The organism is Natronococcus jeotgali DSM 18795 (assembly GCF_000337695.1).
Classification (GTDB): Archaea; Halobacteriota; Halobacteria; order Halobacteriales; family Natrialbaceae; genus Natronococcus; species Natronococcus jeotgali.
Map to the genome: position 1 here is coordinate 1 of NZ_AOIA01000022.1, position 14,750 is coordinate 14,750.

The following is a 14,750-nucleotide window of genomic DNA, read 5'->3' on the forward strand; positions in this document are numbered from 1 at the left end:
CCAGGTACGCGCTCGCACGGCGTAGCCGAGCGAGCGCTTGACGGCAGAGTTGACGGTTTCGGTCATTGACCTCTGAGCGTACAGATCTTCATCAATACGGGCGTTGTGTGCGTGATCGTACGGAGCGAAGATCCGATGTTTGATCAGCGGGCGAATATCGAGTCCACGGAGCCGTTCGCGGAGTTGTTGCTTGTCATAGCCCTTATCAGCGGCGAGAGACCGCAGATCGCCCGCGTTCCTGCGGGCGATCTGCTCACAAAGATCCGCATCGCTGCCTTCTAACGTCGTTGAGCAGTGAAGATCAAGCACAGCTTGCGTTGCTGTATCGACGAGTTTTGTCACCTTGAGCGTCTGAACGTGATAATTCGTTCGCTGGCAATAATGGCGGCTCGCACGATCTCGTTCATAGAACGTTGCGTCGATCGCAGCGTGTTCAGAGAGAGCGTGCAGCTGCGCCGACTGGCGCAGCAGCACGCGACAGACATTCATTTTGATCCGGTCAAATGCCTTACACAGCGTGGAGGGAACGGGGAGATCGGCCGCTTCGAGGCCGATCTCCCCTGCTATTTGTGGCATTTCCTTCAGCAAATCGATCGTCATCCGATAAGAGGTATCGAGATAAATCCGGAGACAATGCAGCGAAACGAGAGCATAGTCGGCGAATCCGCCGCCACCGCTTGGGGCGGCGGATTCGCCTCTCTCACCCGTAACACTTTGTGCTATCGAGACGCAACGCTCNATTTGCGTCATGGACAACGGAAGCCTCCCGCTTCAACTCCTTTGATTTACCGGCCTATCCCGACGCCGTCTAGTGATTCAACACAGCCGGTGTACGACAAGCGCAGTGCCACGTTCTACCGAAACAAAATCTCACTCTCGACAGTGAACGGACGAGTCGAGTGTGACTTTGAGTTGCCAGCAGACAGTCCATCTCCGTACGAGGAGTACGTCCTTTCGGAAGACTACGAGTTTCGGACGAGTACACTCCAGTACGACCAAGCCACCGGCGAGTTCTCCTGCCACGTCAAAACGCGGAAGGTAAACGAGGATGGTGACGCTGTTGAAATCGAGGGGTCGGACGATACCGAGCACCAGACAGTCCTCGGTATCGACCTCGGTGTGAACAGTCTCGCCGTCGCCAGCACGGGCACGTTCTGGAGCGGTGACGAGTACGACCACTGGATTCGAGAGTTCGAGAAACGTCGGGCAGAGATGCAACAGCGGGGCACACAAGCCGCTCACAACGCCTTGCTTCGACTTGGAAAGCGTGAGCGGGCGTGGCGAAAACAGTACATCCACACGGTCGTCAACGAGATCGTTGACGAAGCAGTTGACCATGACTGCGATGTAATCGTGTTTGAGGAGTTGACGGATGTTCGGGAACGATTGCCATATGCTGACTGGCATCATATCTGGGCGTTCCGCCGTCTCGTCGAATATGTTGAGTACAAGGCACCAGACCGGGGTGTGGCGGTTGAACAGGTTGAACCAGATCATACGAGCCAGCGGTGTTCGCACACCGACTGTGGCTTTACCCACGAAGACAACCGTGACGGCGAGCAGTTCCAGTGTTTAAAGTGTGGGTATGAAATCAACGCGGACTACAACGGCGCGAAAAACGTCGGACTGCGGTACATGCGGAAGCGACAGCACAGACTGCGTTCCTCGCCCACGTCGGGGGGCGCAGACGCACCAGTAGACGTGCGTGTTAATGGTGGGATGTTGAACGGCGACGGCTATCGGCCAACCGCTGACAGTTGATCGCCGGGAGTCCACATCAAAGCCCCACCCTCAACGAGCGAGCCGCGTGTGCGGTGAGTGAAGTAGGGAGGGGTAGTTTACGACGGATGCTGGTGGCTGAGACGCTCGGCGACGACGTTCGGGACCGGAGTGTTGCAGTCCTTGCACCGCCAGCTCCGGCGCACCCCGCTTCGGTCCTCGATCATGTCCTGCCTGAACCGCAGCGTCGCGCCACAGGTGCACCTGTGGGTCGTCGGCGACATACGCGGGCGTTCGGGCGCTCGAGTGAAATAGTCGTCGGGCTACTCCTCGTCGGCCTCCAGGGCGGCCTCGCACAGCGTCTGCCTGTCCTCGAAGTACGCCGGGGCGTCGGCGTCGGCCTCGAACTCGACGACTCGAGTCAGCGCCTCTTCGGCGTCGTCGACGTCGGTCTGGAGGTCGGCGGCCAGCTCGGCGTACCCGGCCGACAGCTCCTGAAACGCCTGGATGCGGGCCTGCTTGGCGTCGACCAGCGCCTGTTTCTCCTCGAGGTCTTTCCCCGCGGCCTCGAGGTCGTCGACCTCGAGTCCGTCGCCCGGTCCGGTCGCCGACGGCGGACGCTCGGTCCGCGGAGTGTCGCCCGACCGGGCCTCGAGCTCCGAGCGCAGCTCGGCCAGCCGCACGTCGATCTCGTCGAGCAGTTCGTTGGCCTCGTCGGTCATCGTCTCGACGCGACCAGACAGCAGGCCGGCCTGCGTGTGGCAGTACTCGACGTACTCCGAGACCGCCGGGGCCGCTCCGGTGTCGTCGCTCATACCGAGGCAATGGTGCTTCCGACCGAAGTCTGTTCGGCTCGCGGACGTGCAAAGCGGTACCACATCACTCCCGGTTTGGCTTTCAGACGGGTTAAGTTGCTCCGACACCTGACTCGGGTATAATGAATCGACCGTCAGCTCGATCGCCGTTTCGCGCCCGTCTCCGGAGGGAGCCATGAGTCGGGACACGATCGAGGTCCGCGGGGCCGAGGAGCACAACCTCGAGGACCTCGACGTCACGATCCCCCGCGAGGAGTTCACCGTCGTCACCGGGCTCTCGGGCTCGGGGAAGTCCTCGCTGGCGTTCGAGACCGTCTACGCCGAGGGCCAGCGCCGGTACATCGAGAGTCTCTCGGCGTACGCCCGGAACTTCCTGGGCCAGATGGACAAACCGCAGGTCGAGACCGTCGAGGGACTCTCCCCGGCGATCTCGATCGACCAGAAGAACGCCGCGAACAACCCCCGTTCGACGGTCGGAACCGTCACGGAACTCCACGACTATCTGCGTCTGCTCTACGCTCGCGTCGGTACTCCCCACTGTCCCGAGTGCGGTCGGGAGGTCGGCGAGCAGTCGGCCCAGAACATGGTCGAGCGCATCCTCGAGCTCCCCGAGGGGACGAAAGCGAAGCTCGCGGCGCCCGTCGTTCGCGACCAGAAAGGCGCCTTCGAGGACCTGTTCGACGAACTCGTGTCGGAGGGGTACGCCCGCGTCGAGGTCGACGGCGAGGAACACGACCTCACGCTCGAGAAACCCGACCTAGGCGAGAACTTCGACCACACGATCGACGTGATCGTCGACCGCGTGAAAGTGAGCACCGAGGCGCGACCGCGGATCATCGACAGCGTCGAGACCGCACTCGAGGAGGCCGAGGGCGTCCTGAAGGTGATCCTGCCGGACGCCCCCGAGGAGGTCGCCGCCGAACTCGGCGCGGAGAGCCGCCAGACCGGCGCGCTCGGCGACGACAGCGAGGACGACGACCGCTTCGTCGTCGAGTTCTCGAAGGACCTCGCCTGCACCCACTGCGGGATCGACGTCCCCGAGATCGAGACCCGTTCGTTCTCCTTTAACTCGCCCCACGGCGCCTGCCCCGAGTGCGAGGGCCTAGGCGAGACCAAGGAGATCGACGAGGACCTGGTCGTCCAGGACGAGTCGAAACCGCTCAAGCACGTCTTCGAGGCCTGGAGCTACAACCGCTCGTACTACCAGACGCGGCTCGACGCGGTCGCCGACCACTTCGACGTCTCGCTGTCGACGCCGTTCGAGGACCTCGACGAGGAGATCCAGCAGGCCTTCCTCTACGGCACGAGCGGACAGGTGCTGTTCAAGCGCCGAACGAAAAACGGCACGCGGCGCAAGAAGAAACGCTTCGAGGGCGTCATCCCGAACCTCGAGCGACGCTACCTCGAGACCGACTCGGACTCGACCAGAGAGCACATCGAGGACTACATGTCGGCCACGGAGTGTCCGGCCTGCGACGGCACCCGCCTGAAGCCCGCCTCGCGAGCCGTGTTGGTCGACGGCACCGCGATCACCGAGATCAACGCGATGAGCATCGGCGACGCCCGGGATCACTTCGAGGCGATGGAGGCCGACCTCACCGAGCGCGAGCGCGTGATCGCCGAGGAGATCTTAAAGGAGATCCGCGCCCGACTCGGGTTCATGTGCGAGGTCGGCCTCGAGTACCTCACGCTCGACCGCGAGGCCGCCACGCTGTCGGGCGGCGAGAGCCAGCGCATTCGACTGGCGACCCAGATCGGCTCCGGTCTCGTCGGGGTGTTGTACGTGCTGGACGAGCCCTCGATCGGGCTCCACCAGCGGGACAACGACCGCCTGCTCGACACCTTAGAGGAGCTGCGCGACCTGGGCAACACCCTGCTGGTCGTCGAACACGACGAGGAGACGATGCGGCGCGCGGACAACGTCATCGACATGGGGCCCGGCCCCGGGAAACGCGGCGGCGACGTCGTCGTCAACGGCTCCGTCGACGAGCTGAAGGCCTGCGAGGAGTCGATCACCGGCGACTACCTCTCCGGACGCCGGCAGATCCCGGTGCCCGACGAGCGCCGCGACCCCGACGGCGCGTTGACGATCCGCGGGGCCCGCCAGCACAACCTCGACGATCTGGACGTCGACCTTCCGCTCGGAAACTTCACCGCGATCACGGGCGTCTCCGGCTCCGGAAAGTCCACGCTGATGCACGACGTGCTGTACAAGGGGCTCGCTCGGCAGATGAACGACAACACCTCGGTGATTCCGGGCGACCACGACGATCTCGAGGGACTCGAGGAGATCGAGACGGTGCGGCTGATCGACCAGTCCCCGATCGGCCGCACGCCGCGCTCGAACCCCGCGACCTACACCGGGGTCTTCGACTACGTCCGCGAGCTGTTCGCCCAGACGAAACTCGCCAAGCAACGGGGCTACGAGAAGGGGCGGTTCTCGTTCAACGTCAAGGGCGGGCGCTGCGAGGAGTGCGGCGGCCAGGGAACGGTGAAGATCGAGATGAACTTCCTCTCGGACGTGTACGTCCCCTGCGAGGAGTGCGAGGGCGCCCGCTACAACGACGCCACGCTCGACGTCACCTACAAGGGGAAGACGATCGCCGACGTACTGGAGATGGAGGTCGAGGAGGCCTACGACTTCTTCGAGTCCTCGAGCCAGATCCGCCGTCGCCTCCAGCTGCTGAAAGACGTCGGGCTGGGCTACATGACCCTGGGCCAGCCCTCGACCACCCTTTCCGGTGGCGAGGCCCAGCGGATCAAACTCGCCGAAGAACTCGGCAAGAAAGACACCGGCGAGACGCTGTACCTGCTCGACGAGCCCACCACCGGGCTCCACAGCGAGGACGAGCGCAAGCTGATCGACGTGCTCCACCGCCTGACCGACGAGGGCAACACCGTCGTCGTCATCGAGCACGAACTCGACCTCGTGAAAAACGCCGACCACGTGATCGACCTCGGTCCCGAGGGCGGCGAGCACGGCGGCGGGGTCGTCGCCACCGGTACTCCCGAGGAGATCGCCCGCCTCGAGGACTCCCACACCGGTCGCTACCTGCGGGACCTGCTCCCGAAGGTCGACCTCGAGGGTCCCCGCGGCGAGCGCGTCGAGCCCGTGACGGCGCCGATGGACGACGACTGAGACGGTTTGCTGTAACGAATTTTCCGGTGCAACCAGGGCGGTCGCGGTTGTACCGGCAATGACTCACAGTAGCCCGTACGAGACGGGCGGTGCGCGATCGGAACCGTTACCAGCCCGATCCTCCTACTCTCGCGGACGAATGAGCGACCGAAAGGACCGCCTCCGACGGGGCTTTCTCGGCGTCGGCGTCGTTACGCTCGTCCTCGCGGTCGGGATCGTCGTCCTCGCGGGGACGACGCCCGTGACGGCGGCGCTGTTCGGCTGGCTCGCCGTCGGTGGCGGCCTGCTGATCGTCGCCGGCGTCCGCGAACGGCTCGGGAGCGTCGGCTGGCCCCGGATCGGCGCCGTCGGCCTGGCGGTGCTCGCGCTGGGTGCGACGACGCTGGGGTTCACCCAGTTGCTCGCCGGCGCCGGCGGCTGGACCCTGCTCAACGGCCTCGTCATGCTGGTCGTCGGGCTCGCGCTCGTCCTGCTCGCCCTCGAGTGCTGGCTGGGCGGGGTCGGCATCTCCGCGGAGACGTTCGCGGTCGAGTGAGTCGGTCTACTGCACCGATTTCCCGGCGCAACCGCAGAGTGGGCCGCGATCGCGCCGGAGCCGATAGAACGGAACGGATTTGCTCGCCGCGACTCGAGCGGGCGTATGGGATCCGACGACTGCCGGATGCGCGACTGTCCGCGCGCGGCCGAGCGAACGATGACGTTCAGGAGCCACGAGAACGTCGCCGTCTGCGAGCGCCACTACAGACGCGCCGTCGCGATCAAGTACGGCGTGCTGGTCGCGCTCTCGGTCGTCCTCGCCGGACTCGGGCTTGCCGCGTACTGGCTGCTCGCGTAGTTCCGGGCGAACCTTTCTGCGCCTCGAGCGCCTCCGTTCGGGTATGACGACCGTCTACGTCGCGTTGCGCGATCGGCTGCTCGTCTGCGAGGACGGCGAGGAGTGGACGACGACGGCCGCCCTCGAGGGGTACGACCTCGAATGCCTCGCCGCCTCACCGGACGCGCCAGAGCGGGTGTTCGTCGGCACCTTCGAGAGCGGGCTCCACCGTTCGACGGACGGCGGCGACTCGTTCGAATCGCTCGAGACCGAGTTCGTCCCCGAGCGCGAGTCGGGGTACGGCGGCGCCGAGAACCTCGAGAGCGACGCCGTCACGGCGGTGACGATCAGTCCCCACGATCCCGACGCGATCTACGCCGGGACCGAGCCCAGTCGAATCTACCGCTCGCACGACGGCGGCGACTCCTGGACCCACCTCGAGGGGCTGACCGATCTCCCCTCGGCCGAGAGCTGGTTTTTCCCGCCCAGACCGCACACCCACCACGTCCGCTGGCTCGAGGTCGACCCGTTCGATCCGGATCGACTCTACGTCGGGATCGAGGCCGGGGCGTTCGTCCTGAGCACCGACGGCGGCGGGAGCTGGCGGGACCGGCCCGAGGGATCGCGCCGGGACAACCACAGCCTAGCGACCCACCCGGACCGGGAGGGACTGGTCTACTCGGCCGCGGGCGACGGCTTCGCCCGGTCGACCGACGGGGGCGAGTCCTGGGACCACCCCCAGGAGGGGCTCGCACACCGGTACTGCTGGAGCGTCGCGCCCGATCCGGGCGACCCCGACGCGGTGCTTGTCTCGAGCGCCAGCGGCCCCCGCTCGGCCCACACGGCGAGTTCGGCGGAAGCGTACGTGTACCGAAAGTCGGACGCGGAGCCGTGGGAGCGACTCGAGGACGTCGGCCTCCCGACTGGCGAGGGCGTCGTCCGGGCGGACCTCGCCGCCGGGGCCGAGCCCGGAGTCGTCTACGCCGCGAACAACCGCGGACTGTTCCGGACCCGGAGTTTCGGCGACGCCTGGGAACGGATCGGTGTCGACTGGGCCGACGGGTTCGAGGCGCAGGCGCCGCGAGGACTGGCGGTCCTCGAGGGGTAGTTCCCGGACTCGAGGCGCCGGCGGCGAGCATCGGTCGCTTCGAAATCCTTTTAGGCGCTACACGGGGATACTAGCGTAACTGAGTGATATCATGGACGTCGACATCATTTCCGAGGAGGAAAACCCCATGTTGCACCGAACGGACGTGACCTTCGAGCTGTTCCACGAGGACGCCACTCCCGAGCGCCTGCAGGTTCGGGACAGCCTCGCGGCGAAGATGAACAAGGACGCCGACGAGGTCGTCGTCCGCAAGCTCGACACGAAGTTCGGGATGCGAAAGACCGTCGGCCAGGCCAAGGTCTACGAGACGGCCGACCACGCCCGTGACGTCGAGCAAGAGCACATGCTCGAGCGCAACAAGATCGGCGCCGACGAGGCCGACGCCGAAGCCGAAGCGGAGGAGGCATAAGATGGCCCGCCACGAACTCTACGACGAGGACGGCACCATCGAGCGCGAGCAGTGTCCCCGCTGTGGCGACAGCTTCCTCGCGGACCACGGCGACCGACTCCACTGCGGGAAGTGCGGGTACACCGAGTGGGAGTAAGGAGGGCTCGAGCGAAGCGAGGAGCACCGGAACGCGCGAACGGCCGACGGCCGTAAGCGGGACGTCTCGCTCGCTCGTTCTCCGACACCGCGTTCGAACTGACACCGATCACAAGCCGTGAGTTCTCACACCCGCGTCCTCGGCATCGAGGGCACCGCCTGGGCCGCAAGCGCGGCCGTCTACGACGCGGCGACCGACGAGGTCGTCATCGAGAGCGACGCCTACCAGCCCGACAGCGGCGGCATCCACCCGCGGGAGGCCGCCGAACACATGCACGACGCGATCCCCCGCGTCGTCGAGACGGTCCTCGAGCGGGCCCGGGAGCGCCGCGACGCGGCCGACGAGCCGCCCGTCGACTGCGTCGCCTTCTCTCGGGGCCCCGGGCTCGGTCCCTGTCTGCGGATCGTCGGCACCGCCGCGCGGGCGCTGGCCCAGTCGCTGGACGTGCCGCTTGTCGGAGTCAACCACATGGTCGCTCACCTCGAGATCGGCCGGCACACCTCCGGCTTTTCGTCGCCGGTCTGTCTGAACGCCAGCGGGGCCAACGCCCACTTGCTCGCGTACCGGAACGGTCGTTACCGCGTGCTGGGCGAGACGATGGACACCGGCGTCGGCAACGCGATCGACAAGTTCACCCGCCACGTCGGCTGGTCCCATCCGGGTGGGCCGAAGGTCGAGGCCGCCGCCGAGGACGGCGAGTACGTCGACCTCCCCTACGTGGTCAAGGGGATGGACTTCTCCTTTTCGGGGATCATGAGCGCCGCGAAGCAGGCCTCCGACGACGGGATTCCCGTCGAGGACGTCTGTTACTCGCTCCAGGAGAACGTCTTCGCCATGCTGGCCGAGGTCTCCGAGCGCGCGCTGTCGCTGACGGGCAGCGACGAACTCGTACTCGGCGGGGGCGTCGGCCAGAACGCCCGCCTCCGGGAGATGCTCGCGGAGATGTGCGACCAGCGCGGGGCCGAATTTCACGCGCCAGAGCCCCGGTTCTTGCGGGACAACGCGGGGATGATCGCCGTGCTCGGCGCGAAGATGTACGACGCCGGCGACACCCTGGCGATCGAAGCGTCGCGGGTTGACCCGGACTTCCGACCCGATCAGGTGCCGGTTACGTGGCGCCCGCAGGACGAGTCCGACCTGGCGCTCGGCCGCGAAGAGGGCAGCGTTCGAGGCGCCGAGGCGATCGTCGACCTCGAGCCCGAGGCCGGAACGGTGACGAAACGCCGCGAGTCCAAGGCCTACCGCCACCCCGAGCTCGACGAGCGGCTCCGGCGGGAACGGACCCGAATCGAGGCCCGCCTGACGAGTCTGGCCCGACGGGAAGGGGTGCCGACCCCGGTGCTCTCGGACGTCGACGGACGCGAGGCTCGCCTCGAGGTCGAGTACGTCGGTCGCGAGGACCTGCGGACCGCGCTGTCGCCCGAGCGAGTTCGCGAGGTCGCGGGCCACCTCGCGCGGCTCCACCTGGCGGGGTTCGTCCACGGCGATCCGACGACCCGAAACGTGCGGGTCGGACGAGCGGACGGGGGCCGCGGTCGGGGCGGGACCGACCGCGCGTCCCTCATCGACTTCGGACTCGGCTACCACACCGACCACGTCGAGGACTACGCGATGGACCTGCACGTCTTCGACCAGAGTCTCGTCGGCACCGCCGACGACCCCGAACCCCTGCGGGCGGCCCTGCGCGAGGGGTACCGCGAGGTCGGCGAAGCGCGGGTCCTCGAGCGCCTCGAGGACGTCGAGGGGCGGGGTCGGTACGTCGGCGGTTCGTGATCCGCCTCGAGCGAGCCCGTCGAGGCCGCGCCGGCGCCCGGTTTCTCGAACGTCCGCACACAATACTCTTAATCGTGGACGACGTTCGGTCGCGCATGGCAGACAAGCCAACCTCCGGAGAGGTTTTCGGCGTACCGTACAACTTCGATCGGCCGAGCATGGGTCGGATGCTCTCGGCGTACTGGCAGCCCGGCGAGGGGATGCTCGTCGAGAAGCCGTTCGGCGTCGGCTACACGCTGAACCTCGCGAACTGGCGCTCGTGGATCGTCGTGGCCGTCGCCGGCGCGCTCCTCTGGCAACAAGAGCAGGGCAAGACCGAGGGATCCGACGGCACCGAGGACGAGCCCGTCGAAGTCATCGTCGACGACGAGTAATCGCGCGCCTCGCTACCACGTGGTAGCAACGCGAACGCTTTTTCAGCGGATCTCCGATATACGAGCGTATGGCAACGGACAGCGGTACCGTCTGGGAGTACGAGACGGTTCGTCCGCCACGAGAGGCGACGATGCGGGAGGCGGCCGATCCGAAGGAGCTACTGAACGACCTCGGTCGGGACGGGTGGGAGCTCGTCGAGACGATCGAGTACACCGGAGGCGGCACCAAGTTCCTCGTCTTCAAGCGACCGACGGACGGTGACCCGGATGAGTGAGAACGCGGACGAGGATCAGATCAGCACCGCGGACACGATGCGCAAGCGGGCCGACGAGAGTCGGATCAAGCTCTGGCTGCTCATCGGGGCGAACCGGCAGGTCATCACGGGCGTCCTCGCGGGGACGTTCTTCGGGCTGTTCATGCTCGGAAGTCTGCTGGATCCGACGCTGGCGGACATGCTGCAGGACCGGGCCGTGATCGAGTCGCTGTACGCGCAGATGATCGGCGCGCTGATCACCGGCGTCACGCTCGTCGTCACCATCAGTCAGCTGATCATCTCCCAGGAGAACGGCCCCCTCGGCGAGCAGCGCGCCCGGATGAGCGAGACGATGGACTTTCGGGACTACATCAAGGAGTTGACCGACAAGCCGGCGCCCGCGGACCCCTCCGCGTTCCTCAGGGAGATCATCGACGCCACGCAGGGCCGCGCCGAGACCCTCGAGGAGCGCATCGAATCCGCGGACAACCGGGACCTCAAAGACGAGGTCAAGGAGTTCGTCGACAGCATCACCGGCAACGCCGAGACCGTCCGCGAGGAACTCGACGGCGCGACGTTCGGCACCTTCGACGTCGTCCACGCCTCGATGGACTACAACTACTCCTGGAACATCTTCCAGATCGAGCGGCTGGTCGCCGACTACGAGGATGACATCGACGAGGAGCAACGCGCCGCCCTCGAGGAGCTCCGGACCGCCTTCTCGATGTTCGGGCCCGCCCGCGAGCACATCAAGACGCTGTACTTCCAGTGGGAGCTGATCAACCTCTCGCGGTACATCCTCTACGCCGCGATCCCCGCGTTGCTGGTCTCGGGGATGATGATGGCGTTCGTCGACGCGACGACGATCACCGGGAGGATCCTCGGGGTCGAGGCGCTGCTCTGGCTCGTCGCGATCACCTTCACGATGACGCTGGTTCCGTTCTTCCTGCTGACCTCCTACATCCTGCGGATCGCGACGGCCGCGAAACGCACCCTCGCGATCGGGCCGCTGATCTTGCGGGACTCTCAGCGCTAGCGAGTCGCCCGCGGACTACTCGAGCGACACCGACGTTCCCTTCTCGGCCGACCGGTAGATCGCGTCGATCACGCGCTGGACCGTCAGCCCGTGTTCGGCCGTGTTCAGCGCCGGCGTCTCGCCCGAGAGCACGGCCTCGAGGAACCGCTCGTCGCTGCCCTCCCAGCCCGTGCGGTCGAGCGAACCGCCCGTCAGCGTGGAGTCGACCAGGTGGTCGGTGCCCTGCGTGCCCGCCTCGTACAACGTCAGTTCCTCGCCGCCGAGTTCGAGTTTCGCCCCCGCCTCGGTGCCGCGGACGACGAAGTCGTTCGTCTCGGCCTGGTTGGCCGCCCACGTGACCTCGAGCGAGATCGTCCGATCGTCCGCACACCGGATCATCGCGGTCGCCGAGTCCTCGACGTCGAACACCGCTTCGTCGGTCTCGTCGTACCAGTCGCCCGGATCGACGTAGTCCTCGCGGTGGCCGAACTCCGTGCGGGTGACCGCGAACACTTCCTCGACCTCGGGGTAGCCCATCAGGTACAGCGCGTAGTCGATCGCGTGGACGCCGATGTCGACGACGGCGCCGCCACCCGAGAGTTCGCGGTTCGTGAACCAGGAGCCGACGCCGGGGATGCCCCGTCGCCGGACGTAGTTCGCGTCGACGTGGGTCACGTCTCCGAAGAAGCCCTCGGCCTGGCGGTCCTTGAACACCTCCGTCGCGGTCGAGACGCGGTTGTGGAAGTTGACCATGCAGAACCCGTCCGACTCCGCGGCCGCGTCGGCGATGCGCTCGGCGCTCTCGAGGTCGTTCGCGAGCGGCTTCTCGCAGAGGACGTCGTAGCCGCGCTCGAGGGCGGCGACGACCGCCTCCTCGTGGAAGGCGTTGGGCGTCGAGACCGCGACTGCGTCGAGGTTCTCGCCGTCGTACATCTCCTCGAAGGCCTCGTAGGTCGCCGCGCCGTAGGTTTCGGCGAACTCCTCGCGGGTCGAAGCGACGAGGTCGGCGCCCGCGACGACCTCGTGGCCGAGGGTTTCGGCGTTAGTCGCGTGGGTCTGTCCCATGAATCCGAGTCCGACTACGCCGAGCCGGACGGTGTCAGTATTACTCACACTCCGAGTAAATCAGTACACCGACGAAAGTGTTGCTGTGGCGGCGAGCCGGTCGGCGCGGAGGCCTCGACGGCGGAGCGCAACCGACGACGCTTTGGCGTCGGTGGACACGGGTTCCAGTATGACCGTTCGGTTCGTCACGAGCAACGCGGGGAAAGTCGCGGAGGCCCAGGACTACCTCGAGGGGATCGACACCGTCGAGCAGGTCGCCTACGACTACGCGGAGCTACAAAGCGACTCGCTCGAGGAGATCGTCGTCCGCGGGGCCGAGGAGGCCTACGCGGCGCTTGGCAGCGAGGAACCGGTGCTGGTCGACGACACCGGGCTGTTCGTCGACGCGCTCGAGGGGTTTCCGGGGCCGTACTCCGCGTACGTCGAGGACACCCTCGGGATCGAACGCGTCTGGCGGCTCGCCAGCGAGGAGCAGAGCACGCGGGCGCGGTTTCGGACGGTGCTGGCCTACGCCGACGGGGAGCGGACGGAGACCTTCGAGGGGTCGGTCGCGGGCACCCTCGTCGCGCCCCGCGGCGAGGGCGGGTTCGGCTACGACCCCATCTTCGAGTACAACGGACGGACGTTCGCGGAGATGGACACCGAGGAGAAAAACGCCATCTCCCACCGCGGCCGGGCGCTCGCCGAGTTCGCGGACTGGTACGCCGGCCGGTAGCGGCGCCGGCGGAGACGTCCGCCGGAACCGATCCCGTCCCGTGCAAAGGTTGAACGGCGACGGATCCGATAGGGTGTACGGATGCTCGAGAGAGACGCCGTTCGCAGATCGTACGACGAACTCGCCGAGACGTACGCCGCGAGCCGATCCGAGGACGGCCGCGCGACCGAGCTCCTCGCGCGGTTTCTCGAGTCGCTGCCCGCCTCGAGTCGCGTTCTCGACGCGGGCTGCGGACAGGGGACGCCCGTCCTCGAGCGGCTGGGCGAGTCGACGACCGCCGTCGGGCTCGACTTCTCGCGCGCGCAGCTGGCGCTCGCGGCGGACAGCGAAGCCGACGCCGCGCTCGTCCAGGGGGAGATGACGTCGCTGCCGTTCGATCGGTCGACGTTCGACGCCGCGGTCGCCTACTGGTCGCTGATCCACGTGCCGACGGGCGACCAGTCGGCGGTCCTCGACGAGTTCGCGCGCGTCCTGAAACCCGGGGGGCGAGCGCTGGTGTGCGAGGGGACCGACGAGTGGCGCGGGACGAACCCGAACTGGCTCGACAGCGGCGTCGGGATGGAGTGGGACCTCGCCGGCGCGGCGGCGACGGCGGACGGACTTCGGAGCGCCGGCTTCGAGATCGTCGACCGGTGGAACGTCCCCGAGGAGCTCGACGGGGCCGGCGGGGACGAGGAGGAGGATCCCGAACGCCCGTGGACGGTCTTCGACGCCCGCCTCGAGTCCTCGCCCCGGTGAGCCGGGCGCCGTCGAAACGCTCGAGCGACACCGGCGCGCGAGCGGAGCCTTTTATTCCGTCCCGACGAACGCCACCGCATGACCGACGAGACGGTTCACGTCGTCGGCGTCGTCGGGAGCCTCCGCGAGGGAAGCTACACCCGGCCGGCGCTGCGACACGCCCTGGACGCGGCCGAGGCGAGCGGCGCGAGCGCAGAACTGATCGACCTCCGGGAGCTCGAGCTCCCGCTGTTCGACGCCGACGACGACGAGGCCGGCGACGCCCCGGAGCTCGCGCGCCGGATTCGGGAGGCTGACTCGGTCCTCCTGGGGACGCCGATGTACCACGGGTCGTACTCCTCGGTGCTGAAGACCGCGCTCGACTACTGCGGGTTCGACGAGTTCGAGAACAAGACCGTCGGCCTGCTGGCCGTCTCGGGGGGCAGCTTCCCGGTGGGCGCGCTCGATCACCTGCGGGTGGTCTGTCGGGCCCTCGACGCCTGGGTGTTGCCCCACCAGGCCGCGGTGCCGAACGCCCACCGGCGGTTCGAGGGCCGCGAGCTGGTCGACGAGGACCTCCGCGAGCGCGTCGAAACCCTGGGCGTACGTGCGGTTCAGTTCGCGAACATCGAACCCGATCCCGCCTCCTTCGAGAGCCGGGAGAACGTCGGCGCCGAGGAGAGCCCCGACTGACGGC

Annotated in this window: 16 protein-coding genes and 1 pseudogene; 14 read left to right on the plus strand and 3 right to left on the minus strand. The window is 67.0% G+C overall.

Translation table 11 applies throughout. The features are described 5' to 3' along the window. On the minus strand, positions 1 to 750 hold a 750-nt coding region (locus C492_RS02610), incomplete at its 3' end, for an IS5 family transposase (RefSeq protein ID WP_083898734.1). Positions 751 to 825: 75 nt separating this feature from the next. Here C492_RS02610 and C492_RS02615 point away from each other — a divergent pair. Further along, positions 826 to 1,761 (plus strand): annotated as a pseudogene (locus C492_RS02615) (RNA-guided endonuclease InsQ/TnpB family protein); the annotation flags it as partial. 281 nt (positions 1,762 to 2,042) lie between these two features. Here the strand turns inward: C492_RS02615 and C492_RS02620 are convergent. Further along, entirely contained in the window at positions 2,043 to 2,534 is a 492-nt protein-coding gene (locus C492_RS02620) for a hypothetical protein (RefSeq protein ID WP_008420257.1), read from the minus strand. Between the two features lie 175 nt (positions 2,535 to 2,709). On the opposite strand from C492_RS02620, the gene uvrA reads away from it, so the two are divergent. The 10 genes from uvrA (at position 2,710) to C492_RS02670 (ending at position 11,577) form a co-directional block, all read left to right on the plus strand. After that, the gene (uvrA, locus tag C492_RS02625) at positions 2,710 to 5,673 is read left to right on the plus strand and encodes an excinuclease ABC subunit UvrA (protein ID WP_008420258.1); all 2,964 of its coding nucleotides are present in this window, start codon (positions 2,710 to 2,712) and stop codon (positions 5,671 to 5,673) included. Positions 5,674 to 5,812: 139 nt separating this feature from the next. Further along, positions 5,813 to 6,208, plus strand: a complete 396-nt coding sequence (locus tag C492_RS02630; RefSeq protein ID WP_008420259.1) for a hypothetical protein — start codon at positions 5,813 to 5,815, stop codon at positions 6,206 to 6,208. A gap of 105 nt (positions 6,209 to 6,313) precedes the next feature. Further along, on the plus strand, positions 6,314 to 6,508 hold the full coding sequence (locus C492_RS02635; RefSeq protein ID WP_008420260.1) for a hypothetical protein: 195 nt from the start codon (positions 6,314 to 6,316) through the stop codon (positions 6,506 to 6,508). A gap of 43 nt (positions 6,509 to 6,551) precedes the next feature. Then, positions 6,552 to 7,595 (plus strand): WD40/YVTN/BNR-like repeat-containing protein, encoded by a 1,044-nt coding sequence (locus C492_RS02640; protein ID WP_008420261.1) that lies wholly within the window; start codon positions 6,552 to 6,554, stop codon positions 7,593 to 7,595. A gap of 91 nt (positions 7,596 to 7,686) precedes the next feature. Continuing rightward, complete coding sequence (locus tag C492_RS02645; RefSeq protein ID WP_008420263.1) at positions 7,687 to 8,004, plus strand: 30S ribosomal protein S24e; 318 nt, start codon at positions 7,687 to 7,689, stop codon at positions 8,002 to 8,004. Position 8,005: 1 nt separating this feature from the next. Then, positions 8,006 to 8,140: a 30S ribosomal protein S27ae gene (locus C492_RS02650; RefSeq protein ID WP_008420264.1), complete on the plus strand. Its 135-nt coding sequence runs from the start codon at positions 8,006 to 8,008 to the stop codon at positions 8,138 to 8,140. A gap of 117 nt (positions 8,141 to 8,257) precedes the next feature. Next, positions 8,258 to 9,913: a bifunctional N(6)-L-threonylcarbamoyladenine synthase/serine/threonine protein kinase gene (locus C492_RS02655; protein WP_008420265.1), complete on the plus strand. Its 1,656-nt coding sequence runs from the start codon at positions 8,258 to 8,260 to the stop codon at positions 9,911 to 9,913. 95 nt (positions 9,914 to 10,008) lie between these two features. Continuing rightward, positions 10,009 to 10,287: a DUF5808 domain-containing protein gene (locus C492_RS02660; protein ID WP_008420266.1), complete on the plus strand. Its 279-nt coding sequence runs from the start codon at positions 10,009 to 10,011 to the stop codon at positions 10,285 to 10,287. 68 nt (positions 10,288 to 10,355) lie between these two features. Then, positions 10,356 to 10,562 (plus strand): DUF4177 domain-containing protein, encoded by a 207-nt coding sequence (locus C492_RS02665; RefSeq protein WP_008420267.1) that lies wholly within the window; start codon positions 10,356 to 10,358, stop codon positions 10,560 to 10,562. Further along, a complete protein-coding gene (locus tag C492_RS02670; RefSeq protein ID WP_008420268.1) occupies positions 10,555 to 11,577 on the plus strand; it encodes a hypothetical protein in 1,023 nt (340 codons plus the stop codon). The genes C492_RS02665 and C492_RS02670 overlap by 8 nt, the downstream gene beginning before the upstream one ends. Positions 11,578 to 11,592: 15 nt before the next feature. Here the strand turns inward: C492_RS02670 and C492_RS02675 are convergent, their stop codons facing one another. Next, positions 11,593 to 12,669 (minus strand): Gfo/Idh/MocA family protein, encoded by a 1,077-nt coding sequence (locus C492_RS02675; protein WP_083898733.1) that lies wholly within the window; start codon positions 12,667 to 12,669, stop codon positions 11,593 to 11,595. 121 nt (positions 12,670 to 12,790) lie between these two features. Here C492_RS02675 and C492_RS02680 point away from each other — a divergent pair, with 121 nt between their 5' ends. The 3 genes from C492_RS02680 to C492_RS02690 all read left to right on the plus strand — a co-directional run bounded on the left by C492_RS02680 (position 12,791) and on the right by C492_RS02690 (position 14,746). Next, complete coding sequence (locus tag C492_RS02680) at positions 12,791 to 13,336, plus strand: XTP/dITP diphosphatase (protein ID WP_008420270.1); 546 nt, start codon at positions 12,791 to 12,793, stop codon at positions 13,334 to 13,336. Between the two features lie 81 nt (positions 13,337 to 13,417). Next, positions 13,418 to 14,074, plus strand: coding sequence for a class I SAM-dependent methyltransferase (locus C492_RS02685; protein ID WP_008420271.1), 657 nt, complete (start codon positions 13,418 to 13,420; stop codon positions 14,072 to 14,074). Between the two features lie 78 nt (positions 14,075 to 14,152). Beyond that, positions 14,153 to 14,746: an NADPH-dependent FMN reductase gene (locus C492_RS02690; RefSeq protein WP_008420273.1), complete on the plus strand. Its 594-nt coding sequence runs from the start codon at positions 14,153 to 14,155 to the stop codon at positions 14,744 to 14,746. Positions 14,747 to 14,750: the final 4 nt, after the last annotated feature.

Coding starts and splice junctions, on each gene's coding strand:
- C492_RS02620 (WP_008420257.1), bottom strand. CDS start 2,534: ATGAGCGACGACACCGGAGCGGCCCCGGCGGTCTCGGAGTACGTCGAG.
- uvrA (WP_008420258.1), top strand. CDS start 2,710: ATGAGTCGGGACACGATCGAGGTCCGCGGGGCCGAGGAGCACAACCTC.
- C492_RS02630 (WP_008420259.1), top strand. CDS start 5,813: ATGAGCGACCGAAAGGACCGCCTCCGACGGGGCTTTCTCGGCGTCGGC.
- C492_RS02635 (WP_008420260.1), top strand. CDS start 6,314: ATGGGATCCGACGACTGCCGGATGCGCGACTGTCCGCGCGCGGCCGAG.
- C492_RS02640 (WP_008420261.1), top strand. CDS start 6,552: ATGACGACCGTCTACGTCGCGTTGCGCGATCGGCTGCTCGTCTGCGAG.
- C492_RS02645 (WP_008420263.1), top strand. CDS start 7,687: ATGGACGTCGACATCATTTCCGAGGAGGAAAACCCCATGTTGCACCGA.
- C492_RS02650 (WP_008420264.1), top strand. CDS start 8,006: ATGGCCCGCCACGAACTCTACGACGAGGACGGCACCATCGAGCGCGAG.
- C492_RS02660 (WP_008420266.1), top strand. CDS start 10,009: ATGGCAGACAAGCCAACCTCCGGAGAGGTTTTCGGCGTACCGTACAAC.
- C492_RS02665 (WP_008420267.1), top strand. CDS start 10,356: ATGGCAACGGACAGCGGTACCGTCTGGGAGTACGAGACGGTTCGTCCG.
- C492_RS02670 (WP_008420268.1), top strand. CDS start 10,555: ATGAGTGAGAACGCGGACGAGGATCAGATCAGCACCGCGGACACGATG.
- C492_RS02680 (WP_008420270.1), top strand. CDS start 12,791: ATGACCGTTCGGTTCGTCACGAGCAACGCGGGGAAAGTCGCGGAGGCC.
- C492_RS02685 (WP_008420271.1), top strand. CDS start 13,418: ATGCTCGAGAGAGACGCCGTTCGCAGATCGTACGACGAACTCGCCGAG.
- C492_RS02690 (WP_008420273.1), top strand. CDS start 14,153: ATGACCGACGAGACGGTTCACGTCGTCGGCGTCGTCGGGAGCCTCCGC.